Annotated in this window: 33 protein-coding genes and 1 pseudogene; 8 read left to right on the forward strand and 26 right to left on the reverse strand. The window is 69.9% G+C overall.

What is annotated here, in order from left to right; translation table 11 throughout:
* Window positions 1-3: 3 nt before the first annotated feature.
* The 4 genes and pseudogenes from NQZ70_RS26000 to NQZ70_RS26015 form a co-directional block, all read right to left on the reverse strand.
* Window positions 4-1,344: a diaminobutyrate--2-oxoglutarate transaminase family protein gene (locus tag NQZ70_RS26000; RefSeq protein WP_408022438.1), complete on the reverse strand. Its 1,341-nt coding sequence runs from the start codon at window positions 1,342-1,344 to the stop codon at window positions 4-6.
* 252 nt (window positions 1,345-1,596) lie between these two features.
* Window positions 1,597-1,914, reverse strand: a pseudogene (locus tag NQZ70_RS26005) (transposase); the annotation flags it as partial.
* Window positions 1,915-2,288: 374 nt separating this feature from the next.
* Window positions 2,289-3,065 (reverse strand): hypothetical protein, encoded by a 777-nt coding sequence (locus tag NQZ70_RS26010; RefSeq protein WP_129576603.1) that lies wholly within the window; start codon window positions 3,063-3,065, stop codon window positions 2,289-2,291.
* Complete coding sequence (locus tag NQZ70_RS26015; RefSeq protein ID WP_165374169.1) at window positions 3,026-3,262, reverse strand: hypothetical protein; 237 nt, start codon at window positions 3,260-3,262, stop codon at window positions 3,026-3,028. Before NQZ70_RS26015 ends, NQZ70_RS26010 begins: the two co-directional genes overlap by 40 nt.
* On the opposite strand from NQZ70_RS26015, the gene NQZ70_RS26020 reads away from it, so the two are divergent.
* The 7 genes from NQZ70_RS26020 (at window position 3,164) to NQZ70_RS26050 (ending at window position 7,696) form a co-directional block, all read left to right on the forward strand.
* The gene (locus tag NQZ70_RS26020) at window positions 3,164-3,907 is read left to right on the forward strand and encodes a recombinase family protein (protein WP_129576604.1); all 744 of its coding nucleotides are present in this window, start codon (window positions 3,164-3,166) and stop codon (window positions 3,905-3,907) included. The two genes, NQZ70_RS26015 and NQZ70_RS26020, sit on opposite strands and share 99 nt — an antisense overlap.
* A gap of 428 nt (window positions 3,908-4,335) precedes the next feature.
* On the forward strand, window positions 4,336-4,917 hold the full coding sequence (locus NQZ70_RS26025; protein ID WP_165374172.1) for a helix-turn-helix domain-containing protein: 582 nt from the start codon (window positions 4,336-4,338) through the stop codon (window positions 4,915-4,917).
* A complete protein-coding gene (locus NQZ70_RS26030; protein ID WP_129576606.1) occupies window positions 4,914-5,519 on the forward strand; it encodes a hypothetical protein in 606 nt (201 codons plus the stop codon). Before NQZ70_RS26025 ends, NQZ70_RS26030 begins: the two co-directional genes overlap by 4 nt.
* Before the next feature lie 85 nt (window positions 5,520-5,604).
* Window positions 5,605-6,237 (forward strand): hypothetical protein, encoded by a 633-nt coding sequence (locus NQZ70_RS26035; RefSeq protein WP_129576659.1) that lies wholly within the window; start codon window positions 5,605-5,607, stop codon window positions 6,235-6,237.
* The gene (locus NQZ70_RS26040; RefSeq protein WP_129576608.1) at window positions 6,234-6,773 is read left to right on the forward strand and encodes a hypothetical protein; all 540 of its coding nucleotides are present in this window, start codon (window positions 6,234-6,236) and stop codon (window positions 6,771-6,773) included. The genes NQZ70_RS26035 and NQZ70_RS26040 overlap by 4 nt, the downstream gene beginning before the upstream one ends.
* A 9-nt stretch (window positions 6,774-6,782) precedes the next feature.
* Entirely contained in the window at window positions 6,783-7,397 is a 615-nt protein-coding gene (locus NQZ70_RS26045) for a hypothetical protein (RefSeq protein ID WP_129576660.1), read from the forward strand.
* Between the two features lie 14 nt (window positions 7,398-7,411).
* Window positions 7,412-7,696 (forward strand): hypothetical protein, encoded by a 285-nt coding sequence (locus NQZ70_RS26050; protein ID WP_129576610.1) that lies wholly within the window; start codon window positions 7,412-7,414, stop codon window positions 7,694-7,696.
* Between the two features lie 163 nt (window positions 7,697-7,859).
* On the opposite strand, the gene NQZ70_RS26055 is transcribed toward NQZ70_RS26050, so the two are convergent.
* Genes NQZ70_RS26055 through NQZ70_RS26075 form a run of 5 tightly spaced genes read right to left on the reverse strand, consistent with a single transcriptional unit; the run spans window position 7,860 to window position 9,672 of the window.
* Window positions 7,860-8,162 (reverse strand): hypothetical protein, encoded by a 303-nt coding sequence (locus tag NQZ70_RS26055; RefSeq protein ID WP_129576611.1) that lies wholly within the window; start codon window positions 8,160-8,162, stop codon window positions 7,860-7,862.
* Between the two features lie 10 nt (window positions 8,163-8,172).
* Entirely contained in the window at window positions 8,173-8,358 is a 186-nt protein-coding gene (locus tag NQZ70_RS26060; RefSeq protein WP_129576612.1) for a hypothetical protein, read from the reverse strand.
* The gene (locus NQZ70_RS26065; RefSeq protein WP_129576613.1) at window positions 8,355-8,702 is read right to left on the reverse strand and encodes a hypothetical protein; all 348 of its coding nucleotides are present in this window, start codon (window positions 8,700-8,702) and stop codon (window positions 8,355-8,357) included. Before NQZ70_RS26065 ends, NQZ70_RS26060 begins: the two co-directional genes overlap by 4 nt.
* Complete coding sequence (locus tag NQZ70_RS26070) at window positions 8,699-9,298, reverse strand: hypothetical protein (RefSeq protein WP_129576614.1); 600 nt, start codon at window positions 9,296-9,298, stop codon at window positions 8,699-8,701. The genes NQZ70_RS26065 and NQZ70_RS26070 overlap by 4 nt, the downstream gene beginning before the upstream one ends.
* On the reverse strand, window positions 9,295-9,672 hold the full coding sequence (locus NQZ70_RS26075) for a hypothetical protein (RefSeq protein ID WP_129576615.1): 378 nt from the start codon (window positions 9,670-9,672) through the stop codon (window positions 9,295-9,297). The genes NQZ70_RS26070 and NQZ70_RS26075 overlap by 4 nt, the downstream gene beginning before the upstream one ends.
* A 39-nt stretch (window positions 9,673-9,711) precedes the next feature.
* Between NQZ70_RS26075 and NQZ70_RS26080 the strand changes: the two genes are divergently transcribed.
* Window positions 9,712-10,020: a hypothetical protein gene (locus NQZ70_RS26080; RefSeq protein ID WP_165374173.1), complete on the forward strand. Its 309-nt coding sequence runs from the start codon at window positions 9,712-9,714 to the stop codon at window positions 10,018-10,020.
* A gap of 174 nt (window positions 10,021-10,194) precedes the next feature.
* Here the strand turns inward: NQZ70_RS26080 and NQZ70_RS26085 are convergent, their stop codons facing one another.
* The 17 genes from NQZ70_RS26085 to NQZ70_RS26165 all read right to left on the reverse strand — a co-directional run bounded on the left by NQZ70_RS26085 (window position 10,195) and on the right by NQZ70_RS26165 (window position 23,675).
* Window positions 10,195-10,767: a hypothetical protein gene (locus NQZ70_RS26085; protein ID WP_129576617.1), complete on the reverse strand. Its 573-nt coding sequence runs from the start codon at window positions 10,765-10,767 to the stop codon at window positions 10,195-10,197.
* On the reverse strand, window positions 10,764-11,627 hold the full coding sequence (locus tag NQZ70_RS26090) for a hypothetical protein (protein ID WP_129576618.1): 864 nt from the start codon (window positions 11,625-11,627) through the stop codon (window positions 10,764-10,766). The genes NQZ70_RS26085 and NQZ70_RS26090 overlap by 4 nt, the downstream gene beginning before the upstream one ends.
* A complete protein-coding gene (locus NQZ70_RS26095) occupies window positions 11,624-12,517 on the reverse strand; it encodes a hypothetical protein (RefSeq protein WP_129576619.1) in 894 nt (297 codons plus the stop codon). The genes NQZ70_RS26090 and NQZ70_RS26095 overlap by 4 nt, the downstream gene beginning before the upstream one ends.
* Before the next feature lies 1 nt (window position 12,518).
* Window positions 12,519-13,763: a baseplate J/gp47 family protein gene (locus tag NQZ70_RS26100; protein ID WP_129576620.1), complete on the reverse strand. Its 1,245-nt coding sequence runs from the start codon at window positions 13,761-13,763 to the stop codon at window positions 12,519-12,521.
* Window positions 13,763-14,146 carry a hypothetical protein gene (locus tag NQZ70_RS26105; RefSeq protein WP_129576621.1) on the reverse strand — a complete coding sequence of 128 codons (384 nt, stop codon included), beginning with the start codon at window positions 14,144-14,146 and terminating at the stop codon, window positions 13,763-13,765. Before NQZ70_RS26105 ends, NQZ70_RS26100 begins: the two co-directional genes overlap by 1 nt.
* Window positions 14,143-14,655: a hypothetical protein gene (locus tag NQZ70_RS26110; protein WP_129576622.1), complete on the reverse strand. Its 513-nt coding sequence runs from the start codon at window positions 14,653-14,655 to the stop codon at window positions 14,143-14,145. Before NQZ70_RS26110 ends, NQZ70_RS26105 begins: the two co-directional genes overlap by 4 nt.
* Window positions 14,652-15,203, reverse strand: a complete 552-nt coding sequence (locus NQZ70_RS26115) for a hypothetical protein (RefSeq protein ID WP_129576623.1) — start codon at window positions 15,201-15,203, stop codon at window positions 14,652-14,654. The genes NQZ70_RS26110 and NQZ70_RS26115 overlap by 4 nt, the downstream gene beginning before the upstream one ends.
* A complete protein-coding gene (locus NQZ70_RS26120) occupies window positions 15,200-15,862 on the reverse strand; it encodes a hypothetical protein (RefSeq protein ID WP_129576624.1) in 663 nt (220 codons plus the stop codon). Before NQZ70_RS26120 ends, NQZ70_RS26115 begins: the two co-directional genes overlap by 4 nt.
* On the reverse strand, window positions 15,862-16,404 hold the full coding sequence (locus NQZ70_RS26125) for a hypothetical protein (RefSeq protein ID WP_129576625.1): 543 nt from the start codon (window positions 16,402-16,404) through the stop codon (window positions 15,862-15,864). The genes NQZ70_RS26120 and NQZ70_RS26125 overlap by 1 nt, the downstream gene beginning before the upstream one ends.
* Complete coding sequence (locus NQZ70_RS26130) at window positions 16,394-18,106, reverse strand: hypothetical protein (protein ID WP_129576626.1); 1,713 nt, start codon at window positions 18,104-18,106, stop codon at window positions 16,394-16,396. Before NQZ70_RS26130 ends, NQZ70_RS26125 begins: the two co-directional genes overlap by 11 nt.
* A 163-nt stretch (window positions 18,107-18,269) precedes the next feature.
* Window positions 18,270-18,803, reverse strand: coding sequence for a hypothetical protein (locus tag NQZ70_RS26135; RefSeq protein WP_129576627.1), 534 nt, complete (start codon window positions 18,801-18,803; stop codon window positions 18,270-18,272).
* An 11-nt stretch (window positions 18,804-18,814) separates the two neighbouring features.
* On the reverse strand, window positions 18,815-19,279 hold the full coding sequence (locus NQZ70_RS26140; protein WP_129576628.1) for a hypothetical protein: 465 nt from the start codon (window positions 19,277-19,279) through the stop codon (window positions 18,815-18,817).
* 11 nt (window positions 19,280-19,290) lie between these two features.
* Window positions 19,291-21,057, reverse strand: a complete 1,767-nt coding sequence (locus NQZ70_RS26145; RefSeq protein ID WP_129576629.1) for a DUF2586 family protein — start codon at window positions 21,055-21,057, stop codon at window positions 19,291-19,293.
* Window positions 21,058-21,065: 8 nt separating this feature from the next.
* Window positions 21,066-21,671 (reverse strand): hypothetical protein, encoded by a 606-nt coding sequence (locus NQZ70_RS26150; protein ID WP_129576630.1) that lies wholly within the window; start codon window positions 21,669-21,671, stop codon window positions 21,066-21,068.
* Complete coding sequence (locus NQZ70_RS26155) at window positions 21,668-22,084, reverse strand: hypothetical protein (RefSeq protein ID WP_129576631.1); 417 nt, start codon at window positions 22,082-22,084, stop codon at window positions 21,668-21,670. Before NQZ70_RS26155 ends, NQZ70_RS26150 begins: the two co-directional genes overlap by 4 nt.
* The gene (locus NQZ70_RS26160) at window positions 22,081-22,554 is read right to left on the reverse strand and encodes a phage protein Gp36 family protein (protein WP_129576632.1); all 474 of its coding nucleotides are present in this window, start codon (window positions 22,552-22,554) and stop codon (window positions 22,081-22,083) included. The genes NQZ70_RS26155 and NQZ70_RS26160 overlap by 4 nt, the downstream gene beginning before the upstream one ends.
* 98 nt (window positions 22,555-22,652) lie before the next feature.
* Window positions 22,653-23,675, reverse strand: coding sequence for a Mu-like prophage major head subunit gpT family protein (locus NQZ70_RS26165; protein ID WP_129576633.1), 1,023 nt, complete (start codon window positions 23,673-23,675; stop codon window positions 22,653-22,655).
* Window positions 23,676-23,681 lie beyond the last annotated feature (6 nt).

A 23,681-nucleotide genomic window follows, 5' to 3' on the forward strand; every position in this document is an offset into this window, starting at 1 on the left:
TCGTCACTGCCGCTTGGCGCGAGCGACCGCCGCCTCGAGGCGGTCGAGGATCTCGCCGACATCGGACCTCGTCACGATCAGCGGCGGGAGCAGCCGGAGCACGGAGCCACGCCGGCCCCCAGTTTCCACGAGCAAGCCGCTCTCGAATGCCGCTCGCTTGATCGCCGCGCTCAGCACTCCGTCGTGCCGTCCGCGGCGCGCGCCGGGCGACGGCTCCACGACCTCGACGCCGATCATCAACCCGCGCCCGCGCACGTCTCCCAGCTCCGGGTGGTCGCTCGCGATCCGGCGCAGACCCGTCATGAGCAGCTCACCCATCTCCGCTGCGTGCTCGGCGAGCCGATCGCGTCGCAAGATCTGCATCGTGACCTTTCCGGCCACCATCGCGATCTGGTTACCGCGGAACGTTCCGGCGTGCATGCCGCGGGACCACAGATCGAGAGCCTCGTCGTACACGACGACCGACAGCGGGAAACCACCGCCGACAGCTTTGGACAGAATGAGCACGTCGGGCACGATGCGCGCGCGTTGGAACGCGAACATGGTCCCGGTCCGTGCGAATCCGGTCTGCACTTCGTCGATGACGAGCGGGATCTCGAGCTCGCGGGTGAGCTGCCGCACTTGGCGTAGCCAGTCGTCCGAGACCGGGATGCACCCTCCCTCCCCTTGGACGACCTCGACGATGACGGCCGCTGGGCGGGGAATCCCGCTCTCCGGATCACACAACAGATTTCGCAAGTAGTGGATCGAGAGCTGGTCGGTATCGCGTCCGTCGGTGCCGAACGGGCAGCGGTACCGGTACGGATACGGCGCGAAGTGGATACCGCCAGCCGCACCGGGCAGCCCCGCCTTGGGGGTGAGATTTCCCATCGCGGCCAGCGCGCCGCCGGTCATGCCGTGGTACGCGCCGTGAAAGGCAATGATTGGCTGGCGACCCGTAGCGATGCGCGTCAGCTTCATCGCCGCCTCGACCGCATCGGACCCACTCGGACTGCAGAACTGGACCTTCGCCCGGGCGGCCCACTTGTCTGGTAAGAGGCCGAACAGCTCGTCGAGGAACTCGCACTTGGCCGGCGTGGTCAGATCCAGGACCTGCTGCACGTGACCCGAGTCGATGAAGTGTAGGAGTGCGTCTCGGATCTCCGGGTGATTGTGCCCGAGCGGCAGAGCGCCGGCGCAGGCCAGACAATCGATGAACTCGCGCCCGGACCGGTCGCGCATGCGGATGCCCGTCCCGCGCTCGAACACCGTTTCGAACGACGACGCATAGGTCCGTGCGCTGGACTCACGTCGCTTGACGGACTCATACAAATCCTCTGCTGTCTTGGCGAGGCCGGCGACCATGGGCATGTCTGCTGACAACATCGATCACTCCTCCTTGGCGCCGTCGGCGCGCGACCAGCCGTACACCGAGCCTATTTCCTGAACGGGGACCTTTCACGAACTCCACGTGTGGCGGCTGGTCGACACACAATCGACGCGCATCTAGACGGCCCTCTGTCCGCCGACCGTCATATCGTCGTGACCAGGCCATCCACGACGGGACTGTTCACGTAGGCGCGATCAATGTGGAGCTCGGCGATGCGCAGCCGCCGTCTCGTGCGCCACCATGCGCTCTCGGAACCCCTGCAGCGCGCCCTGCGAGAATGGGGGCGTGACCGCACCCAGGCAGCCGAGCACCATCTGCCAGCGCAGGTCCACGACGGACAGCTCCACCGCCTCTGCATCCGATGCGCCGACGTAACCTTGAAGCAGCGTGACCATGCACATGAGCGCCGGTGGATGGGGCGGCTCCCCTGCTCCCGTTGTCCGGTACATGCTCTCGAGCTGCTCTTGGAATGCCCCGTCGAACAGCTCGTGCCGGTGCAGCCTGAGAAAGCCGAGCAGTGTCCTTACGCGTGCCAACGGCTTCATCAGCGACTGCTCCTGCCGCGACAGCTCCACCGGCGGCGACTATCGTTCCATTCATGCACCTCCTGGTGCGGATGAGATCATGGCCATGCGAACCTGTCGATCCATCCATCGGACCGCTCAGAATTTCCAAAAAATCAACCTGGTCGATGCTCTAGCGCGCGCTCTCGCGCCGTCAAGTCCTCACGAAGCGCGTGCCTCACGGAGCGCGCACTGCGCGCATGCAAACGCGCGGCCACCGTGTTTGGAGAGATCCCCGCCATGCGCGAGACCTCCGCCGCCGACTTGCCCTCGATCCGGTTCTTCCCCGCTCAGAAGAATTGACCCGCCTTTGCTCACGAGTCAACCATGTGTCGGCAGCCACAACATTTCTTTACTCACGAGTCACATATATAGGCAGCCCCAACATTTTCAGTGCTGCTGCGGCGAGCTCGAGCGGCAATGAGGGGAACGTGGACGAGCTGAGCCGGTCCAACGCCGCTCGAGGAGGCTCTTTCCCCTGGCTGAGGACACACGTATCCGCTGCAAGCGGCGTTTGACAGCGATACGCATGCGACGCGTGCGTTGCGGGGCGGTGTCAACGCTATGGCGACAAGCCGAGGAGAGCGGCGAAGAGCGTATGCACGAAGCGGTGCGAGCCAGCGAAGCGGAGCCAACTCTGACGCGCCCGATGAATGCCTGTGGTCCTCGACCGACCAGCTCTGGGGGAGGTCGGTCACCACGTATCGTTCGCGAATGAAGTCGGTCAGCCGGCCCTGCTCTCCCTCGAAGCGGTCGAGGATCTGCCGGCGAACAACGAGCCGCAGGGGTTGATGGCTGCCCCGCGGGGTCCAGCCCACCTCACCGACGTACTGCTTGACCATGCGGAGGCACTCGCCGGTGCCGGCCAGCGTGACCACCAGCGCGTTGAACGACAGCTTGCCCTTGTAGGAGAAGTCTGCGCCCTCGAACTGATTCCCGTACAGCGCCTTGAGATGGCCGTCGAGGTAGACGACCGCGAGCGAGCGCTCGGTGCAGCGCCGGCCATTGTGCCGCGCGAGCTTGCTCCACACCTTGTGCTGGACCGCGTCGATCGCCTGCCGAAGACCAGTCAGCGCGTCGGCGTTGAAGCGCCTCAGGAAGTCCCCCGCGGTCGTCGGTCGGGCTGCCGGCACGCACCGAACATCCTGCACACCGCCTCGTCGTTCTGCAGCGTTGCCGTGTCCTCCAGGCACCGCCCGCCGACGTAGACGTTCATCGCCTGGGCGAGCACATGGTCCGCCTCGCGATACGGAAGGTGCTGCTTGAGCACGCGAACCCGCTGATTGATCTCCTGGGCCACCCCGAACTTCCGATAGAACTGCTCGACCAACGCCAGCCCGCCGCATCGCGTCTCGGTCGCACGAGGCTCGATCTCGACGTGCAGCTTCGGCAGCCGCAGGACGGGTCCCCCGTCCTCGTGCGCGACGAGTCCCGCCTCGGCGGCGACATGAACCGGACCTCGCCGTTCATCCAGAACCTGCTCGATACCGGCGTCTGGCTCTTCTACTACTTCACCGACGAGGAGGTGAGGATCGACGGCGCTGTCGACAAGGTCGTGCTCACCGTGCGTAACTTCGCCTCCGAGCTCGAGCGGGAGAAGATCAGCCAGAGGACGCACGAGCACCTCCCGACCAAGGCCCGGCGCGGGCTCAACGTCGGCGGCCGGGTCTACGGCTACGACAATATCGAGATCGAGGACGGCGACCGGCGCGTACGCGTCGAGTACAAGATCAACGAGGAGCAGGCGAAGATCGTCCGCGAGATCTTCCGGCGGTACGCCGCCGGTGAAGGGCTTCGAACGATCGCGAAGGACCTCAACGCCCGCGGCGTCGAGCCCCCAGGGCTGGTCGACGCGGCAGGCCATCGCCGAGGCCCTCCGGAGATGCGTTGCCGCATCGCCGAGCGCGCGAGAGGGCAAACGCTACCGGATCGAGGGGGAGGTCGGGCTCGAGGCGATGCTCGCCATCGAGGGTAGTGCCAGGTGCACTACCGATGGCGTCCCCAGCGGGATTCGAACCCGCGTAATATGCCGCCATCTGCTGGTTTCGAGCCGCCATCCGGAGGGTTCGACGCGCCGCATGCACCCGGACCGGCGCCCGTAAGTGCGCGAAATGTCGTTTTTGGGGCAGCGTTGGGGCAGAGCCATGAGGCCGTCCCGCATGGCTCCCTCCCCTCCCCAGACGTAGCCCATGGCGGCGCCGGCGACCAGCAGGTCGTAGTCGAGCTCGTCGAGATGCGCGGCGCCGCCGCGGCCGCTGGCGTGTTCTGGGACGTGCTCGAGGCGGGGTCGGCGCAGGCCGCGCACGACGTCACCGGCGGCGATGTGGACCCATGCAGCGACCCGGCCTGTCCGTTCGCCCGGTGCTCGCACGCGCGCCACCGCGGGGGCGAAGGGGGCTCGCGATGAGGGCCGGGCCGCTGGAGCAGGACTACGGGCGCCTGCGGGTGATCCAGGAGTACGCCGGGCGCGATCGGCACCGCGCGGCGCTCGCGCTGGTCGAGTGCGTGCCGTGCAGCGTGCGGCTCCGGGTGCGCGGCAAGCACCTGCGCAGCGGCAAGGCGGAGAGCTGCGGCTGCTTGAACCGCGAGCGCGTGGCGGCCGCCCGCGCGCGCGAGGCGCTCAGGCGCAAGGCGGCCGCGTGGTTTCGGGGTGGTGGAAGGAAGGGAGAGGCGATGTCAGGCACAGAACAGAAACGCGAGCTCTCGGTGGCCTCGGCCGCGCGGCGGCTCGGGATCAGCGACAGCGCGACGAGGCAGGCCATCACGGCGGGCCGCCTGCGCGCGCGGAAGGACGGCGGCACCTGGTACGTCGACGCGGCCTCGGTGGAGAGCTTCGTCGTCAGCAACCGGGGTCCGAAGCCCAGGGAGCCGCGGCGGCCCGTGATCCACGAGATCGACGTGCAGGGCCTCACCCGCGAGGAGGTCCAGGAGCTCGACGCGATCGCGGCGCGGATGCGGGCGGCGAAGGGGGCGCGGGCGGCATGAACGACATCGTCGCGCTCCGCGCCAAGCTCATGGCCACCGTCGCGCTCTTCGACGAGAGCACGCCGGAGGCCGAGCGGCGATCCTCGGGGATGCGCCTCATCACCGAGGCCCTCGGGCTGCTCGAGCGGTTCGAGCCCGTCACGGAGGGCGTCGCGCCCGCGGCGCTCTCCGTCGCGTGCCGGATCACGGGCCACGACGTGGACGGCAGCCGTCTCGCGCACCACGGCACGCCGGCGGCGCTGGTGCGCAAGACCACAGAGAGCCTCGAGGCCTTCGCGCGCGCGGTCGTCGAGGAGGCCGTGCGGGAGTCGACCCGCGCCCAGATGCGGCGCCCGCTCGAGGCGCACCTGATGGAGGAGCGCATCGGCTTCCTGTCTGAGATCGAGGGGCTCCGGCTCGAGCTCGAGAGCCTCCGCGCGCAGCTCACGGCCTGCCGGTGCAAGTGCGGTGGGGACCGGCCCGCCTACGTGCTGACCGCCGACCTGCTCTCGGCCGCAGACCAGCGCTGCGCGTGCGTGCTCAGCGGGGTGCATGGCTGCTGCGTCGGGCACTGCCCCGATAGCGCGGCCCGCGCGCGGGCGAGGAGGGGCTCACCGACCTGACCGACCCGGCGCCACGTGGCGCCGCGGACGCTCGCCCCTGCGTGCGGGGGCGAGCGTCCGCGGTGATGCGGGACTAGGAGACACAATGAGATCGATAATTGCGGCACTTGTAGTTGGCGTGGCGATGGCGGTCGGATGCAAGGCCATCCCGGACGGCGACGATCTGGACAGGCTACAAGACCAGGTGGCGTCACTGCCGACAGGGCTGAAGGCAGCACTGTCCCAGTGGGCCGCCAACCGGATAGCCTACGGGTACTGCCTTAATCACCGCGGAAACAACCTCGGAGGCCTATTCTGCGTAGACGGCAAGGCGAAGGACGGTGAGTACATTCCCGTACCGATGGAGGAGATGCTCCTGTGTCTGAACAGGAACCTTACAACGACATACAAGGAGTGCCTGGATCTCATCGTAAGAGATATTAACCGCATTAGAGGCGACCAGTTCGGATGCGAGTGGAGTTGGTTCGAGCCGGACATGGATCCGGCCAAGATCCCGCCCGAGATGGACGCCAAAAGAATCACTGACGAACAGATCCGAGACGCCCTGCTCGGCCCTCCTCCCCCCGTCGAGATCCAGTTGCTGCTGATGGGCGTACCTGGATTCGTCGGACCCGGCGGCGTCCTGTGTCCCCAGGGCGTCGACTGGGCCTGCGTCGACAACCCGCTCGACGATGCGCCGCCGAGCACGTCCGCCTCGTCCGGCGGAGGAGACCGATGAAGCGCTCGCTCTGCACGCTGGGCATCGCCGCGGCCCTCGCGTTGCCTGCCTCCGCCGTCGGTCAGGAGCCGCGCAAGGTCCGCATCACCGTGGAGCCGTGGGCCGGCGTGATGGTCTTGGGGTTCGACGCACCTGCGGGCGGCATGTCGGCCGGTGCGTCCGCGCTCGCGCGGGTCCCGATTGGCGACGACGCGGGGGTGGACCTTGGCGCAGGCCTCCGCCTCATCGGCATCCAGGGCGGCTGGTATCACATGGGTGTCGTCGCCGGGCCGCGGGCAGGGGCGTGGAGGCGTTGGGGCGCCTTCGAGCTCGGGGGCGGACTTGGCCTGCCGTACGGGCAACTCGCGACGTGCCGACCGTGGGATACCGGCGTCAGGCAGTGCATGAGGTGGTGGAACGCCTGGACCGCGGGGGACGTGCGCGCTCTCTACGTCGACGGCAACACGCGCGTCGGTGTCGAGCTCTCCGCCCTCTATCTTCGCCTCCCATGGGGTGACACGGCGGGCGTCGGACTCGCCGCGCTCGGGAGCTTCTAGATCTCGCCGGTGAGGTCCTTCTCGACCTCGCCCACCACGCCGCTCGTGATCGTCCCCCGCCTCGTCATCGGCGCGGCCGTCGTCCTGGCGGCCGTCCTCGCCCGGCGCGACGCCGCCCACCGGCCGATCGCGTGGGCGCTCGGGGGCGTGCTCGTCGGCGACCTCGCGCGGGCGGCGCTGGAGCTCCCGCCGCAGGTCGAGCTCGCGCTCTACCTCGCCGCGCCGGCGCTGTCGGCGTGGTGCGCGCTGCGGGTGCTGGCGGGGCTCGGGCCGTGGGCCGCGCCGGCGGCGCCGCTCGCCATCTGGGCCGCCGCGCTCTGGCTGGCGGTCGCCTGGCCGTGGTTCTGGCCGCACGCGCCCCTCGCCGCGCACGTGGCGGCGGTCGTCGTCCAGGGCGCGGCCGCGGTGTCGTTCTGGCGCTCGCCGCGCGCCGCGGGCGTCTCGGAGACCTGCGCGCTGGTGCTCGCCGGCGGGGACGTGCTCGCGCTCGCGGGGCCCCTGGGCTTCCCCGAGGCCTGGGCCAAGCTCGGGTGGGGGTGGGCCGTCGTGGCGGCGCAGGCGGGCGTCATGGGGGCGGTGCTGGTATTCTTGCAAGGGCGCGCTTTGATGCGCGAGGAGGCGTGATGTTGCATTGCGCGATGGCCGACGACGATGTGGAGGTCTGCGACTGGACCGGCGACGTCCCGCGCGTCGGCGAGACAATCATGGCTGCCGGTCAAGACAGTCGAGGCTACCGCGGGAAGTGGACGGTGACCCGGGTGCGCTGGATGATGCGCACCAACATGACTGGGCCAGCGACGGCGGAGGTCGACGTCGAGCCTGCGTGCGAGCACGCCGCGGCGTGGCTTGGGCGGGTGCGCGCCGAGCGAGCGAAGGAGGCCGTCACGGCGGCCGGAACCCGATCGGTCGGCGAGCCGGGGTGAGCTCCTCGGAGGGCGATGGCTCGCTCTCCCGGGCGGCCTCTGGCGCCGGCGCGCGCTCGCGCCGCATCGCGCGGAGGACGAGCGCGAGGACGACGATCGCCGCGCTCTCCGCCATCGCGAGGAGCAGGAGAGCGGCGGCGACGACCGGCCACACCGCGGCGTCTCAGCCGAGCAGGTAGACGCCGGCGAGGCCCGCGCTGTGGATGCCGGCCTGGGCGCGGGCGCTGCCGCGCTGGCGGTCGATGATGACCGGGGTCCCCTCGGGCGGCGTCTCCTTGCGCTTGAGCGTCACGCGCCCGCCAGAGCGCTGCGAAGGGGCGTGGTCGGGCGAGGAGGGATGCCGGGGGCGCTCGGTCGGTGGCACCGTGGGCGGCGGCTCTTCGATGGGCTCCTCGGGCGCTCGCGCCGGCGGAGGCGGCGGCGGCTCGGTCGGGATGATCGGTGGACGTCGCTCGTTCTCGTTCATGGGGGGCTCCTCAGCAGTCCGTCGTGACCTGCACGACGGTGTGGCTCTCGGCGGTCACCTCGACGATCGTGTGCGCGTCCGCCGTAGCGCGCACCTCCGGGCACGGGATCGCCTCTCGCTCCTGTTCGCCCGGCCCCCCCAGACCGAGCGACACGAGCGCGCTCCCGAGCTGCGACAGCAAGCCCAACAGGTTCATGGCCGCGCCATCACCTGCAGGTCGAAGGTGGCGGCGGCGACCGGGTTCGCGGCCCCGCTGATGGTCATCCACGGCGTGATGCGCCACGTCCGCGGCGTGGCGGTGTCAGCCTCCTGGTAGCGGTGCTCGACGACAAGCTCGTCCTCGACGCGCTCGAGGATCGTCGTCGTCCAGGTCTCCGGCGTCGCCGGCGAAGCGCGCCGGTCCAGAGCCGAGAGCTCGACGGCCGTCACCAGCGTGAGGTCCGGGACGGCATCGCTCGCCGCGATGACGATGCGCAGGGCGACCGGGTCGCGCGCGCCCTGCCGCGTGCAGTACTTCGGGATGGCGGTGGAGCAGCTCATTGCGGCGCGCCCCTCCTCGCCGGGACGCCGGCGCCGAGCGCGATCCCGTTGCCGTCGCCGTCGCGCAGCGTCCTCGTCCGCCAGGGCGTCGTCCCGTCGTCGTCGTAGGTGATGCACCTGCCGCCCCCCACGGCGTCGACCTCCTGCCGATTGTCGAGCACCTTCCGGGCGATCTCCGCGTCGCTGGCCACGTCCGCGAGCGCGGCCGCGGTTGCAAGCCCGACCTGCACCGCGGTGACCGCGCCCGCCTCGAGCGACATCTCGTCCCCGGGCGCAGCGAGGCCTCCCACGTGGAGTTCCACGACGCCGCGAACGACGCCGTCGACCGCGACGAAGGCCTTGTAGCGCTCGCCGTCCTCGCCGCCCGGCCACGTCGCCTCGTAGGTGCCCGGCTCGTCGATCTCGGGCATGGGCTCGTCGAGCTGCGCGACCGCGGCGCGCGCGGCGTAGGTGCCGTCCGCCCAGTCGAGCCAGAGCCCGTCGGCGCGTCGGACCCGCACCACGACGTCGGCGCCGCTGATCGGCGTGCCGTCGTCCGCGGCGTGCGAGTAGGTGATGGGCTCCGGCGTCGAGGGCCGCGGGTAGGCGGTGCTCACGCGTCGCCCCCGAAAATGCCGCTGATCTTGCAGCGCACCTTGACGGAGATGCTGACCGCGCTGGAGAGCGTCACGCGCGCGACGATGTCGCTCCCGTCCGCCACGATCGCGAGCGTCGCGCCGGAGAGCCCCGCGCCCACGAACGGCGGCTCGTTTCGCGTGAGCGGCTGCACGTTGAGCGAAGAGCCTTTCGCGAAGCGCACACGGGGCTCGTCGATCAAGATGCGCGTCCCGGAGCCGCGCGCGACGATGAAGAACTCGGCCACACCCGCCGCCGTCGCCCCGGGCGCGATCGGGATGCGCGCGATCTCGTGCGCGCCCGACGCGGTGATCTCCGTGTCCGTGATGAACTGGTCGTCGTACGCTGCTGTCATATCGCTCCAGTGGGTGAGGCCCGAAGGTTCGCTCTCCAAGTGATCGTGTCGCTGGCGGTCCCTGTCACCTGCACCAACAGGTTTCCGCTGGAATCGACGTTGAACGCGATGTTCGTGGTATTCAATTCCGTGTCGCGCACGGTCAGCGTGCCGTTCGGCGACGACGCAACGATCGCCGCCGCACCGCTAGCCCCGCGACGTACGCAGAGCTCCCGCCCGAACGCCACGGCCCGCGGGTTGCCCGAGACCGTCGCCGAGCCCGTGCAATTCACCCGGATGAATTGCACGGTGTTTGCTGGTACAGGCCATGTGATGATATCCAACGGACCGTTCGCGTTGGTCGTTTGACCCGTCGCCTGGACATCCCACGAAGGGCCTGTTGCCCCCTGCGGGCCTTGGGGCCCCTGCGCGCCGTCCGCGCCGGCGGGGCCGGTCGGGCCCGTGGCGCCTGGCGCACCCTGCGGTCCTGCAGGCCCTTGGGGACCGCGACGACCGCCTATCGCGTTTGCGATGGCCATCGCCTCAATCCTCCGGGGCCCATGTGACGAAAAGCATAATTCTCGGCAGAGTCGAACCGGCCCCCTGCTTGAGCACACGAAAAACGAGAGCGTAAGGCTCCGGCACGGTTGGTATGTCAAGCGGAATACCGATCATCGACGCACCAAGTTCGCTGTAAACGCCTGTCCAACCGGAGACGCCACCGCCCGTATTGGTGGCGATCTCACCCAGCAAAATATCCTCGAGCCCTGGAGATTGCGCCACCAGCTGGATACGAGCGATATCAACGGCACTACCGCTGTCGTAATCGTCGTACGACAAAAAGTGCGCTGTCGTAATTCGACGACTCTCTGTCAGAAACGAGCTCAGGTGCGTGACCGTTTCGTCAAGAGGGTCTGAGTCCGCCGCGCGCTCGTAACGGAGCACGCTCGGGCCGCCCCCGCCGCCGGCGATTGTCACCTTCGTGCGCTTGTTCGCGGGGTCGTCCTCGACCTCGACGCCGTCGCCCGCGAACTCCAGCGCACCACGCTCCGGCAGCTGCTCCCCACCGAAGAATACGGCCCGGAGGCCGAGGAGCTTGTCGGTGATCCAGCTCATTGCCTGTCAACCCTCGAGTAGGTGTAGGTGACGCGCAGCCCGTAGAACTCAGCCCCAGCAATCGCGTTGGAGCCGCCGTCGGACTCGCTGGTTATCACTGCGTAATAGGAGTGCGTCGACGTGTCGGCAGTGTGGGGCGTCCCCAGGGTAAGAGTGATGTTATGCTCTGCCTGGTAGGCCGTGGTATCCGCGGACCCGTCGTTCGTGCTGTCGACTACGCCAGACGCGGCCCCCGTCGTTCCGATCCGCTTCCTGTAGAGGATGAGAGTTGGCATTCCTCCAGGCAGCGCCGAGTGACCAGGGGCGCCCTTGAACCGCGCGACGATCTGGGTGATGTTGGCGTTGCGAGGGACGACAGCGTTCAGGCAGAGCCGGATGCGCCGCTGGCTCGTTGACGTCGACGACCAGAAGAAGTCGTTCGTCGACCGGTTGAACTCCCACCCGTCATCGGTCTCTGCTGGTCCGTCGATGGCGATCGTAACCGTCTTTGGAGACAGGAGGAAGTAACCGAATTCGGACGTGACGCTGCCGCCCGTGACCACGACATCGCCGCCGACGTCGGCGCCGAGGTCGACATCGAGCACGTGCACATTCGCCGTGCCGTGGACCGTCAAGTTGCCGTCGACCGTCAGGCTGCCGCCGACGTGGGCGCTCCCTGCGATGTCCGCGGTACCGGCGACGTTCAGGCCGCCGGTGTTGATCACCTCCGACCCGCCAACGACACGCGCATATAGGAACGCGGTGTTGTCCATCGCAGCTTCCGCTATGACCTGGAGCGCCTCCGCGTCGCGCTCGTCGCCGTCGTCCGGGGCCTCGACCGACGCGTGATAAGCAGCGCTGTTACCCGTCACCGTGCTCATAAGACACCTCTCACGTACCGCGCTGTGCTCAGGCGCGTTCTCGTGTAGACCCCGCCGACGAGCCGGCCGGCGCGCCCCCATGTACCGTCCGGCATCCCCGCGGCCGGATAGGGGCCGGGGGTCTCCGGGTCGAAGCTGTCCGCGTCGAAGGCGACGACGACCCAGGGGATCGTCACGCCCAGCGCGCCGAACTCGTTGATCAGGCCGCGGAGTTGGTTGACGACGGCGAGCGTCGAGTCGATGCCGATGAGGCCCCCACCGGGCTCCCCTTCTCGACCCCACCGCGTCGAGCCGTCACCCCACGTCCCCTCGTTCGCCGCGATGAGCCCACCGACGGGCGCGTACACGATTAGGAAGGCCTGGAACGGGTTTCCGGAGCCGTCCCAGTCCCACGGGTGCGCCGGCGTGGTGAGCGGCGTCGACACGCCCTGCGCGCTGATCTGGAGCCCCGTCCCGGCCGGCGTGTGCAGCTTCATCGAGCCGTCCGACTCGATCGTGTGCCAGACGCCGGCCCCGGTCACGAGCCGCACGCGCGGGAAGCTCGGCCCGAGCACGCGCCGCACCTGCGCGAGAAAGCCGAACGCCGTGCCCGCGCGGCGGTGGATGAATAGCCACTCCCGGAGCGCCGCCGCGTACACGCCAGGCTTCTCCAACAGGCCGCGGGGGATGCGTCGGTCGCGCCCGATGAGCGGGAGCCCGTCGGTGCCGGCGAATCCGCCCAAGAACGGCAGGTCGTCGATCTGGCCAGGCAGCGCCCCGAGGACGCCGTCGTGCACGCCCTCGATCAGCGCGTCGATGACGGCCGCGAACGTGCCCCCGAGCGCGAGCCAGTGCGAGCGCTCGACCATCCACCCGGGGAGCATCGTCTCGAGCTTGTCGATCAGCGCCATGTCACTGCTCCACGAGGGTTGCGGTCGCGGTCACGGTGGGGACGACGACGTCGGTCACCAAGATCGATTGATCGTCCGGCGGCGTCGACCTGACCCGGTAGATGCCTGGCGACGCGGCCTTCGCGATCGCACGCACTTCGCTCATGACCACGAACCGCACCGCGCTGTCTGCCAGCTTGCGCCCACCGATCGGGAAGCGCCGGAAGAAGTCGTTGACGGCCTTCTCCGCGGCCGCCTTCGCGGCGGCGGCCGTCACATTGCTCTCGCGCAGCACGTCGAGCTCGAGCGCGATCGCCAGCGGTTCCTCGGCGGCGGAGGCCACGTTCGCCGTGAGCCCCATCGGGACCACGAGCAGCTGGATCGCCTGGTTCACCAGGTAGACGTCGGTGCCCGCGGTGGCGACGTCGCCAGACGCCGCGCCGGACGGCGAGGCGAGCCGCACGTCGACGACGCCCCCGCCGAGGTTCCGCACGAGGGCGCGGTTGACGTTGACGCCGATATCTCCCGCCTGGGAGACGAGCAGCCGCTCGATCGTCACGGCCTCGTCAGCCGCCGGCCGGCGCGTCGAGAGCGCGACGTACTGGTACGCGGCGCGCGGCCCGGCCGGAGAGAGCGGCCCCGTCGAGAGCCGGCAGCGTTCCTTGAGATCGTCGTCCTCCTCCTCGTCCTGGCCGAGGAGCATGCCCTCTCCCGCGCGGAGGTAGATGCCCGCGCCGGGCGCGAGCAACGGCGCCGCGGGGTGCTCCGGTACGTCGGCCAGGTCGAGATCGCTGTCCGTCCCCGCCTCGTCCGCGACGAAGTGCAGGTCGACCACCGGGAAGGCCCCGGTGCCCGTCCACGCCGGGAGCGTGCCGCCGTCGATGTTCGTGTACGTCTTGCCCGCGACCTCGAACCGGATGTCGCCGGGGTTGATCCCCCAGAAACCGCCCTCGCGGTTCTCGACGGTGATCGCCGGTCCGCTCGCGAACGTGGCCTGTTTCTTATAGACCTTGTAGAACGCCCACGCGACGAGCGTCAGCCAGTCGCCAGAGGACTTATCCAAGAAGAGCGCCCGCAGGGCGGGCAACACCTGGCCATTCCACAAGGGGGCTGTCCACCGCGAGAACACGGACATCACGCCCCGGATCGGCTCCCCCGGCTGCCATGCCGTCGTCGAGAGCCCGAGCGCCTTCGCGATCGCGAGGAGGTCCTCGAAGATCTCCTCGGGGGTCAGGTCGGCCAACAGGTCATCGAGCGGCGTAGGCATCAAGCACCTCTGAGGATGACATCCACGGTCAAGTCATGAATCGATATCGTGAGCGGGAACTCCTGCCCATCGACGAGGGTCACATCGGCCGCGAACGACACCCCGCCGTTGCTCTCCGCGGCGAGCGTGACGGTCGCGCTCTCGACGCGCTCGTCCTTCTCGATCTCCCCGGCGATCTCCGCAGCGAGGCGCGCGCGGCGGCCGGCCGGGGCCGCATCGAGGAGCAAGTCGTCGATGAGCAGCCCGTAGTCCGGATCGTCGATGTAGGTCCCGCGCCGCGTCGACAGCCGCATCTCGATCGCCTGGGCGATGATGCGCGCGGGGTCCCTCGTCCGGCGGAACGTGGGGCTGTCGATGTTGATGCTCTCGCCGTAGGCGCTCATGACGTCTTGAACACCCCCTGGACGGCGGTCCAAGCGGCGCCGCCGTTCGTGAGCAGCACGAGCGCGTAGGTTGCCGTCGTCGCGGGCCCAAGCTCCGCGGCCAGCTCGGCGCCGAACGCGTCCTGCGTCCCCACGAACTTGAGCAACCGCACGCCGCCCGTCGCGAGCATGCCTTGGAGCTCTACCGCGATGTCGACCTGCGCCTGCACCGTCAAGAGCTTCGCCTGCAGGTCGGCCGTGATGGCGGCCGCCGCCGCCACCTGCGCATCGAGGCTCGGGGACTCGAGCCCGAGGGCGATCGCGCTCTGGATGTTCGCCACGATGGCCTGGGCCAGATCGAGCTGCGCCGCCAGGCCGAGCGACGCGCTCGGGGTGAACGTCGCGAGCGCCGTGAGCTGCGCGGACACGTTCGGCGCGGCGACGCCGCACGCGACGTCGATCGCCACCGCGGCGTTCGCGGCGCCGGGAACCACCACCCCGAGGCTGAGCGAGCCGTAGTCCACGATCATGCGACCTTCACCTTCGCGCTGCCGGTGGTGATCGTCCCGGTGGTCTGCCCGGGGCTCCAGATGACCATGCCGCTCGCCGGCGAGCCGCCGATGGTCCCCACGAACATCGCCGGCGGGAGCAGCACCGTCACCGTGTCGTTGACGCGCGCCGCGCCCAGCGTGGCGCCCGCTCCGGCGCGGATCTCGTCCTCGGCGTCGAGCTCGAGCTCGAGCGGTGTCTGCGGCGTCTCTGCCTCCCCGGGGCGCCGCACCGACTCGATGTAGTGGGCCACGTAGGGAGCGCCCGGGTTGCCGCCCTGGAACCCCACGAGCACGATCGTCCCGGGCCGGCACTTCTCGTCGACGCCGGGCGTCCCGTGCGCCTTCGGGACCTCGACGAGCTGCGGGAGCAGGACGTCGCCTTCGTTCACCGCCTGGAGGCTCAGGCGGCCAGACACGGCGTTCTGCCCGACGACTCGATAGGGGTGGACCCACGAGTAGGCCATCAAGCGGCGAATGCCGGACTCGATGAAGCGCAGGAGTCGAGCGAAGTCGGGCGCGGCGCTCATACGTCGACCTCGGCGAAGGCGGTGCGGTCCGTGACTTGGATCGTCGTGGCCCGGATGGTCAGGGTCGGGAACCCATCGCCGGAGATGACCGAGCCGGGCGTGAGCGCGGCGAATGCGTCCTCCGGGCTCGTGATCACCGCGCGGCGCAGCGAAGGGCGGTAGTTGACACCGAGGCGCAGCCCGCCCCTGGCGACGGTGGGACGCGCGCCGAGCCGCGTCGAGCCGTCGAGGTCCACGTACCACGGGTGCCCGAGCTCGTTCAGCGCAGCGACCGCGGGGCCCTCCGGCCGGACCCACGCGTACCCCACGATCGCGCCCGCGAGCGCGCCCAGGGGCGCCAGCGTCTCGCCGGCGTCGCGCGCGAGGTCGCCAGCCACCCGGTCGAGCCGCACGCCGTTGTCCGCGCGGTACGGGCGCCGCTGGACCGGATCGCCCCACCGGTCCGCGCCGCCGACGATGAAGACCTCGGCGCGGCCCGCGAACACCTCCGCGTGGCGCACGGTCCCGGACAGCACGAGGTCGCCGAGGACCACCTGCACCCGGGCACGTTCCGGCGGCGCCTTCCCGCCGACGAGGTCGGCGCGCACGGACCAGATCCCCGCGTCCGGGAGCACCGCGATCGCGCGCTGGATGTCGATGCCGGCGACGTGGAACGCCATCAGAGCCCCCTCGCGCGCGCCGCGTTGTGGGCCTCGATCTGCGCGCGCAGCCCCGCATTCTGCTGCTCCTGCGCCTCGATCGCGCGGTCAATGTCGTCCTTCGGGCGCGCGACGCCGCCGATCGGCTTGCGCTTCTTCCACTCGAGGAAGCCAAAGCCAAGAGTCCACGTGCCCGGCTTGGGGTTCTCGATCGGGCCAAGCCACGAGACCTCGGCGCCCTTCATTTTCAGGTGCGCGACCGCGATATCGACGAGCCTCAGCTGCCGCGGCGGCCTGCTCTCCTGCGCCGCCGCGAGCCGCGCCGCGAGCGCCTGGAGCTCGTTAAACTGCTCCGTCGTCCAGACGCGGACCTTGTAGTCGACCTGCACGAGCTCGAGCCCGCGCGTGACGGAGAACGAGCCCGACTGCATCGGCGAGACCTGCTGGTCGATCTTGGTGCGTCGGACGCCGCCGGAGAGCGCGCAGGTCCCAGGCGTGTCGATCCCGTCGATGGTGATCGAGTCCCACGCGGCCGGGTTGTCGATCGGGCTGTCAACCAGCACTCGGCACCTCCGCGCGCGGCGCGCCGAGCATCACTCCCACCTGCTGGAGCATCGCGGTCATCGCCTCATCGAAGCTCTCGCGGACCTCCTGGCGGTCGACGCCGGCACCGACGTTGATGTCCCCCATGAAGTAGAGCGTGACGCTCGCCGGCGCGCCGCCTGCGGCGCCGCCCGAGCTCGGCGCGGCGGCAGCGCGGGGCGACGGCACGAGGCTTTCCGCGGCGGCCATCTGGACGCCCTTGGCGCTGTCCTTGAGGCCGAGCTCCGCGCCCTGGCCCATATAGCGGGCCTCCTTGCGGAACAGGCGCGATGGACTGTGGATGTCCGCCGCCGAGCGCACACCGCGGTCCGCGGCCGCGGCGAGCGCCCCGCCCGCGGCGGCGACCTCGGCCTCCTTGGACTTGAGCCCGGTGACGATGCCGGCCCCCATCGCCGCGCCGGTCTTCTTGCCGTCGATCAGCGCCTGACTCCGCGTGTCCATCCACGCATCGCCCGCCATGCGTGGCCCCGCCGCGGCCGGGAGCTGGTCCACCTCGCGCACGAGCGACTTCTTGCCGGCCTTGCGGCGCGCCGCGGCCTCCTCGTCGAACTGCCGGTTCATCCGATCGGCGTCCGACTCGCCGCCGCCGATCCCGAGCGCGCGCAGCATCACGTCCGTGTCCCACTCGTCCATCAGCTTCGAGAGCTGATAGCCGGCGGCCACCACGGCCCCGATCGCCGCGGCGAAGGCGAGCCACGGCGCTGCCGCGCCGGTAGCGGCGAAACCCGCAGCGGTCCCGCGCGCCGCGAGCAGCGTCAGCCCCTTGCTAGCCGTCAGCGCTGCGCTGCCGACCGAGAGGATCCCGGTCCCCTTCGCGGCGAGCAACCCCACCGCGACGACGCCGGCGTACGCGGCGACCTTGACCCCGTCGACCTTCCCGGTTGCGTCCTCGAGTGCATCCGTGAGCGGGAAGAGCCAGATCCGTGCAGCCAGCCACGCCCCTTCGACCTTGAGCGCGCCGAGCACCATGCCGCGAATGAAGCCGGACACGTACGGCTCCGCCTTCTCGATGGCCGAGAACAGGCCGTTGAAGCCGCGCGTCAGGCCCTTGGAGACCGCCTGTCCCGTCGTGGTAGACAGCGAGAATAGCTTGGTGAACTGGAGGTAGGCGCGCTCCAGCGGCCGCGAGTCGACGCCCCGAAATAGCGAGCGGATCTGGAGGCCCGCCTGGTACGAGATCACCTGGAGCCGGGCCATGCCCTGGTAGCCGATCGCGACCTTGGCCAACCCGAGAGCCCCCGACACGCCGGCGACGGCACCGAGGGCGAGCGCGAGCGACTTGGCCTGCGACGCCAGCCCCCCTATGCCGCTGGACGCTCGCTTGCGCGCGGCGTCTCTCTCGCGTTTGCGCTCCTCTTCCGCGGCCTTCTTCGCCGCGGCCTCTTCTTTCTCTCGCTGGGAGAGGCCCAGCCCGAGCTGTTGAAGCGCCTTCTCCTTCGCGCCGGCGAGCTCGCGTTCCGCCAGGATCTGCTGCTGGTAGGCCTTCGGGCTGAAGGCCTTGGCCTGTAGCTGCGAGCGCCGCGCCGCCTTCTGCTGGGTGCTGTCGAGCGCCCGCAGTTGCGCGTCCGCCGCTTTCGTCGCCTGCGCGAGACCCTCTTGGGCCGCCGCGGCCGCAGCCGCGGGCTCCGAGATCTGGTCATCAAGTTTGGCGACGAGCTCCACTACGGCTGTCCATTCCTCTCGAACCCGATCAGGTTGCTGCCGACCTCAGCGATCCACAGGAGCGCTGCTCTCGCCCTGTCGTCCGCGCGCAGCCTCGGGGGGAGCAGCGCGGCGAGGAGCTCCGCGGTCGCCTCGAGACGCCCGCGGGCCTCCTCGTACAGCTTCAGCCTTTTCCCCGGGCGGCCTCCTCCACGCCGGTGATCAGCTCATCGCGCGCGGCGTAGAGGTGCACCCAGAGCCGCGGATATCGCTCGAGGATCTCGAGCATGCGCGGCCGCGGCGGGTGAACCACCGTGTCGAGCGTCGCCGCTCGCGCGACCTTCAGGATGTCGGCCTCGCTCTCCAGCCCGGCAATCCGGTCGCTGAACTCCTCGTGCTCCTGCCGGGTCATGGCGCGCTGGATCACGGATCCCTCGACGGTGCGGGTGCGCGCCACACGCCGCTCGCCGTGTTCCTTGCAGGCCTTGCGGTACGCGGCGTCGTCCGCCGCATCGCGCGCCGCCCGCGCCCGCGCCTCGCGCGCCGCCGCCGCCTGCTCGCGCAGCTTCTCCGCCAGCGCCTCCGGGGAGGCCGCCTCGCGCTCCTGGCGGGCGCTAGCCTCCGCGATCGCGCTCTCCTCCGCCGCCAGCGCCGCCGCGGCCTCCTCGTACGCCTTGATCTGCTCGGGGGTCCACCCCTTCATGTCCGGCTTGCTCATAACCTCTCCCGTCACGTCCGCAGCGCGAGGCGCGGGCGCTCCTTGACCTTCACCAGCGTCGAACCGTTGTGGCGAATCGGCTCGACCACACACAGCGACAGCTTGACCTTGTTCGCGGCCGGACCCTGCTGCGACGCGTTCTCGACCTTGGTGATGAAGACGGTGCGCAGCTCGTCAACGATCGTCCCGCTCGCCTCCTTGAACGTCGCCCCGATGTTGAACGGGAACTCGCCGAACCCGTTCTGCGGGAGCACGGCCTTCATGCGCTCCCACTCGCTCTTCAACATCTCCATGTCGGCGTTCGGCTTGTACTGACCCTGGGAGACGCCCAGCGCGATCGAGCCGGTGCCGTATTGCAGCTCCTTCTCGAGCTCGTCCGAGTAGTTGAGCGTGGTGATGCCCAGGAACGGCTTGCCGGCGCAGTCGATCTCGGCGCTCGCGTGGTTGTGGTAATTCCCGTTGTGGTAGAGGCCCATCGTCGTTCACCTCACGCCGCGAGCTGCACGAGCTCCGGAGTCACGAACCCGATGTCGCCATCGAGCTGCTCGAGGTACTCGAGGCCGACGATCGACACCTTGCAGGGGAGCCTCACGCCCGCGGCGAGGACCGTGGTGCGCGAGGTCCGCACGGACAGGGCCGAGAACTTCCCCTCGAGCTGCCGCCGGATGGCCGTCTCGACCTCGCGGTCGATGCGCGCCGCGTTCGCCTCGGTGATCGCGCCGGGGTTCTCCTCGTCCGCGGCGTTGACCTCGACGCCGTCCATGAGCTGCTCCTCGAGCACCTGGGCGAAGATGTCGCTCGCCACGTCGAGGACCTGGCGCCGGGCGATGTAGCCCTCGAGCCCGCCCTCCGCGTCGAAGGTCGAGCCGCGCGTGAAGAACACGCTGTCGCCGCTGCGCTTGAACGTGCGGAGGGTCAGGAAGCGCGCCCCCTGGAGCGTCTGCGAGACGCGCGCGTCGTGCTCGATGCGCTCGCCGTCCTCGTAGATGGCGACGTCGCTGGAGAGCGCCCCGGAGGCCTTCCGGCCGAGGTCCTCCTCGATGGGCCGGCGGAGGAGCTCGGGCACCGCGAGCCACGCGACCGGCCGGCGGTTCCGGCGGCGGGTGAGCGGGCAGGTGATGCGCACGTAGCCCCCGCCCACCGCGACGCGCGCGTTCTCGAGCGCGTCGAAATCGTCGACGAGGGCGTTCTCCCAGGCCGTCTCGGTCTCCAGGCGGCGCCGGTCCCTCGCCGACATGAGCGCCCACGCGAAGCGTGCGTTGGAGAGCTCGTCGGCGGCGAACGCGGTGAACTCCGCGCCGATGGTCCCGGCCGCCGGCGCGTCCACCGCGCCGACGACGTGGCAGAAGCGCCAGTTGACCGCCATCGCGTCGAGCTCGTCGAGCGCCTCGACGACGTCGCTCGCGGCGATCGCGGGCTCCGTCGTTCCAGAGGCGAACTCGTCGCCCGTCTCGAGCGTCCCCGCGGCGAAGCTGAAGTCGAGGCCGGAGTCCTCGGTGCCGTCGTTGATCTGGAGCGTGGTCGCCGTCCCGAGGCGGATCCGCTTGGTGTATGTTCGGCCGCCGTCGAGCGAGTACCGCGCCACGATCCCGGCCGTGCCGATGGTCCCGCCGGTCAGCGCCTCGAGCACGATCTCGTACGCGTCGAGCGGCGTCCCGGTGATGGTGACGACGCTCGTCGAGGAGCCGACGCGGGTCGCGACGACTGGGAGCACGGCCTGCGACGCAGGGAAGGCCTCGAGCGTCCAGCTGCCGGCGACGTCGTTGCCGGTAGCCGTCGAGTACGTCGCGGTGAGCCCGGAGCTCCCGAGCACGACCGCGCCGCCGCTCGGCACCGTGGCGGGCGTGCTCCACGTCGCACCGCCGTTGAGCGAATAGCGCCCCTGCGCGGCGTTGAGCTCGCCGGGGGTCGTGGTCTCCCACATCACCTGATAGTGGTCGTTCGGCGTCCCGGTGATCGCGGGCACCGTGGCACCTTCGCCAGGGACGACATCCCCGACCTCCGCGAGCTGCGTCGTCGGGTCGATCCGGCGCATGATCCCGGGCGCGCCGGTCCTGCCCATCTCGTAGGCGAGCGCCTTGACGGCGGGGCCGAAGCCGAACGTGGAGGTCAGCGCGTCCACGTCAGCGACGCGCGTCGGTGTGTACGGGCCCTTGGAGCAGGGGCCCACCACGCTATGGATGCGGCTCACGGGCGCGAACACCGCTCGATTCGAGCGTACCCGGAGCCTGGCAGAGGGAAGTGCGAGAGCCATCGAATCTCCTACGGTGAGGACACCACGGGGGTGCAAACGGTCGAGTCGCAGGCCTCGAGGTCGAGACCGATGTTGACCTTCGTCGGGTCGAGCGAGGAGCCTGCGAGCCCGAAGCGCGGGCGGCGCCGCTCGAACACCGGGATGTCCAGCGTGCCGGTCACCTTGATCAGCGCCCCGTGCCGGTCGTCCGCCTCGTCGACCTCGGGCCATTCCCCGGCCGCGTCGACGTTCAGGCTGTTCGAGCCGTGCGTCGCCTTGTGGATCGCCCGGATGACCTCGTCGAGGAGGTCGGAGGCGAGCGACTGGGAGACGCGCACGCGGTCGGCCGCGTCGACACCAGGCGACGGCGTTGCGCGCACCACGATCCAGAAGCCCTGCCGCTTCGTCGCCAGGCTGCGCGAGGAGTAGCCCGCGGCGATCTGCTGGTTGCCCGGCGCCCCTGCGGGACCGGCCGGGAGCATCTTGAAGGTGCGAGCCAGCCCGATCACCACGCGCGCTGGCGTGTCGAGGTCGCGGTAGTCCTGCTCCGTCCCGTAGATCACGGGCACGTCGATCCCGTTCTGCTCGAAGTAGGTCGCGACCTGGTCGCGCAGCCAGTCGATCGCGAGGGTCATTTCGGCGCCCTCCGCGACAGTTCGTCGAGGTACTCGCGCAGCGCCTTCTCCGCGGCCTCGACCCACGACGGCGTCATCTGCTTGGCCTTGCCCGCGCCCGGGTAGACGGGCCGGAGTCCGCGGTGATGGTCGAGCGTCGGCTCCTCGGCGGTCGTCGATCGGATCGCGCCCGCCTTGCCGAAGAACTGCACCTCGCCGGCGGGGCGCAGCAGCGCGACGGCGCCGTCCTTCTTGCGGGCCGGCCACGGGCCGCGGGCGCCAGGCGGCCCCTTGCCCTGCGCGTACTCGTTGAGCGCGACCTTCTGCACCGCGGCCGCCACGAGCTCCATGCCCTTGCCCTTCGTGCGACCGGGCAGCGTGCGGAACCACTCCGCCAGCTCCTCGATGCGGTCCACGCCGTCGATGCCACTCATCCGCAGCGCCCCCCCAAGCGCTCGACCTGGCGGTCCATCCACTCGTAGGGGGAGGCCTCGCTGTACGCCATCGGAGCGCCCTTATCGATCGCCGTCGCACCACGCGGAGTCGACTGCGTGCGCACGAGCTCGACGAGCCCGTCCTTCGAGTTCGCAGCCTCCATGACCCATGCCTGCGCGGCGTCGTGCGCGCGCTCGGCCGCCGCCACCTTCGTGCCGTCGGGCCTGGCGCCGCGCTTCACGAGCAGCCGGTAGGCGACGATGGCGGCCGTGGCGTCGACGAGGCCGTCGTCGTACGGCGCGACGAAGGGCACCCCGTAGCGCTTCGCCAGCCGCCCGTCGATGGACCCGCTGACCTTCGTGACGGTCCGCTCCACGATCCTGGGATACCGCTGCTCCAGCCAGTCGACATCCTCCTGGAGGAGGATCCCCAGGTCCATGACGTCTTGCAGCGTGGCGTAGCAGCTCATGGACTCTTGACCCAGAAGCCCCGCCGGCAAAGCCGGTCGGGGTTCGGGCGGCGCCGCTCCTGGGGCGCCTTGGCGGACAGCGGCTCACGCCGCGCGGGTCACGTGGGCTGCACGCGGAAGAACAGGTACGGGTGGCCGTATGAGACGCCGTTGCGCCCCTTGAACTTCCACTCGTAGCTGTCCCGGTGCGCGAGCTGCACATCGGTGTACGCGGTGAAGGTGTTGAGCTGGTAGGGCTTGCGGTTCTGGAACACGAACGGCCCGCCAGATCCCTTCGCCCACTGGCACGCGAGGTAGTAGACGCCGATCTCGTTGTGCTCCGGCGCAATGACCGGCTCGATCCCGTAGGTCGAGATCACGTTCTCCGTCGAGCCCTGCCCGGTGCCGAAGTACCGCGTCGTGAGGATCTCCGCGGAGCGCTTCCGCAGGTCCTCGCCGGCAAGGAGGTACTTGACCTTGAGCCGCCGCGTCTCACCGTGCGGGCCGCGAAGGCCCTGGATGTACGCCACCGCCCGCGCCAGGTTGGTGTGCGCGACGTCCAGCGTCGGCGCGTTCGTGACGTCGATCGGGCACGCACCGGGGTAGCTCCCCGACGAGGCCCCGGTGAGCAAGTTGCTGAACGTCCCGGCGCCCTCGTTGGCCACGTTGATCGGGTGGGCCTGCGAAAAGAACGGCACCCCATCGTATCCGGCCTCGGTGAGGCCGTTCGCGATGAGCCGCGTGAACAGGCTCTTCTGCGGCCAGTACGCGGCGGAACTGCCCATCTGGCGCGCCCAGTTGGCCGCATAGTCGAGCGCCGGCATGCCGCGGAGCATCGGACTCGCCATCTGGTTGTCCTCGATCTCGTTCACGGTGAGCTCGAGGTTCTTACCAGAGTCATCGTTCTCGATCTCGAGGTACGTGGCCGCGATGTCGTCGTATCGCGCGTTGCCGCCCTGCCCCTGCATCTCGATCCCCGCGGACTCGATGAGCCAGAAGAAGAGCTCGCGGCGGGTGCCGGACGTCTTCACGTCCATGAACCTGTCCCAGATGAGGTCGGACGCCGTCTCATCCCAGGCGTTCAGGATGATCGTCTGGACGTTCGTTTCGAACGTCGCGATCCAAGTCGGTGTGATCTTCATGACTCA

The sequence above is a fragment of the Sorangium sp. So ce836 genome (genome assembly GCF_028553905.1).
Taxonomy (GTDB): domain Bacteria; phylum Myxococcota_A; class Polyangia; order Polyangiales; family Polyangiaceae; genus Sorangium; species Sorangium cellulosum_D.

What these genes read in the sequence shown, in the direction of transcription:
- NQZ70_RS26000 (WP_408022438.1), bottom strand. Translation starts at nt 1,344, where the DNA reads ATGGTCGCCGGCCTCGCCAAGACAGCAGAGGATTTGTATGAGTCCGTC.
- NQZ70_RS26020 (WP_129576604.1), top strand. Translation starts at nt 3,164, where the DNA reads ATGGTCCGCCTCGCGATACGGAAGGTGCTGCTTGAGCACGCGAACCCG.
- NQZ70_RS26025 (WP_165374172.1), top strand. Translation starts at nt 4,336, where the DNA reads ATGAGGGCCGGGCCGCTGGAGCAGGACTACGGGCGCCTGCGGGTGATC.
- NQZ70_RS26030 (WP_129576606.1), top strand. Translation starts at nt 4,914, where the DNA reads ATGAACGACATCGTCGCGCTCCGCGCCAAGCTCATGGCCACCGTCGCG.
- NQZ70_RS26035 (WP_129576659.1), top strand. Translation starts at nt 5,605, where the DNA reads ATGAGATCGATAATTGCGGCACTTGTAGTTGGCGTGGCGATGGCGGTC.
- NQZ70_RS26040 (WP_129576608.1), top strand. Translation starts at nt 6,234, where the DNA reads ATGAAGCGCTCGCTCTGCACGCTGGGCATCGCCGCGGCCCTCGCGTTG.
- NQZ70_RS26050 (WP_129576610.1), top strand. Translation starts at nt 7,412, where the DNA reads ATGGCCGACGACGATGTGGAGGTCTGCGACTGGACCGGCGACGTCCCG.
- NQZ70_RS26055 (WP_129576611.1), bottom strand. Translation starts at nt 8,162, where the DNA reads ATGAACGAGAACGAGCGACGTCCACCGATCATCCCGACCGAGCCGCCG.
- NQZ70_RS26060 (WP_129576612.1), bottom strand. Translation starts at nt 8,358, where the DNA reads ATGAACCTGTTGGGCTTGCTGTCGCAGCTCGGGAGCGCGCTCGTGTCG.
- NQZ70_RS26065 (WP_129576613.1), bottom strand. Translation starts at nt 8,702, where the DNA reads ATGAGCTGCTCCACCGCCATCCCGAAGTACTGCACGCGGCAGGGCGCG.
- NQZ70_RS26075 (WP_129576615.1), bottom strand. Translation starts at nt 9,672, where the DNA reads ATGACAGCAGCGTACGACGACCAGTTCATCACGGACACGGAGATCACC.
- NQZ70_RS26085 (WP_129576617.1), bottom strand. Translation starts at nt 10,767, where the DNA reads ATGAGCTGGATCACCGACAAGCTCCTCGGCCTCCGGGCCGTATTCTTC.
- NQZ70_RS26090 (WP_129576618.1), bottom strand. Translation starts at nt 11,627, where the DNA reads ATGAGCACGGTGACGGGTAACAGCGCTGCTTATCACGCGTCGGTCGAG.
- NQZ70_RS26095 (WP_129576619.1), bottom strand. Translation starts at nt 12,517, where the DNA reads ATGGCGCTGATCGACAAGCTCGAGACGATGCTCCCCGGGTGGATGGTC.
- NQZ70_RS26100 (WP_129576620.1), bottom strand. Translation starts at nt 13,763, where the DNA reads ATGCCTACGCCGCTCGATGACCTGTTGGCCGACCTGACCCCCGAGGAG.
- NQZ70_RS26105 (WP_129576621.1), bottom strand. Translation starts at nt 14,146, where the DNA reads ATGAGCGCCTACGGCGAGAGCATCAACATCGACAGCCCCACGTTCCGC.
- NQZ70_RS26110 (WP_129576622.1), bottom strand. Translation starts at nt 14,655, where the DNA reads ATGATCGTGGACTACGGCTCGCTCAGCCTCGGGGTGGTGGTTCCCGGC.
- NQZ70_RS26115 (WP_129576623.1), bottom strand. Translation starts at nt 15,203, where the DNA reads ATGAGCGCCGCGCCCGACTTCGCTCGACTCCTGCGCTTCATCGAGTCC.
- NQZ70_RS26120 (WP_129576624.1), bottom strand. Translation starts at nt 15,862, where the DNA reads ATGGCGTTCCACGTCGCCGGCATCGACATCCAGCGCGCGATCGCGGTG.
- NQZ70_RS26135 (WP_129576627.1), bottom strand. Translation starts at nt 18,803, where the DNA reads ATGAGCAAGCCGGACATGAAGGGGTGGACCCCCGAGCAGATCAAGGCG.
- NQZ70_RS26140 (WP_129576628.1), bottom strand. Translation starts at nt 19,279, where the DNA reads ATGGGCCTCTACCACAACGGGAATTACCACAACCACGCGAGCGCCGAG.
- NQZ70_RS26145 (WP_129576629.1), bottom strand. Translation starts at nt 21,057, where the DNA reads ATGGCTCTCGCACTTCCCTCTGCCAGGCTCCGGGTACGCTCGAATCGA.
- NQZ70_RS26150 (WP_129576630.1), bottom strand. Translation starts at nt 21,671, where the DNA reads ATGACCCTCGCGATCGACTGGCTGCGCGACCAGGTCGCGACCTACTTC.
- NQZ70_RS26155 (WP_129576631.1), bottom strand. Translation starts at nt 22,084, where the DNA reads ATGAGTGGCATCGACGGCGTGGACCGCATCGAGGAGCTGGCGGAGTGG.
- NQZ70_RS26160 (WP_129576632.1), bottom strand. Translation starts at nt 22,554, where the DNA reads ATGAGCTGCTACGCCACGCTGCAAGACGTCATGGACCTGGGGATCCTC.
- NQZ70_RS26165 (WP_129576633.1), bottom strand. Translation starts at nt 23,675, where the DNA reads ATGAAGATCACACCGACTTGGATCGCGACGTTCGAAACGAACGTCCAG.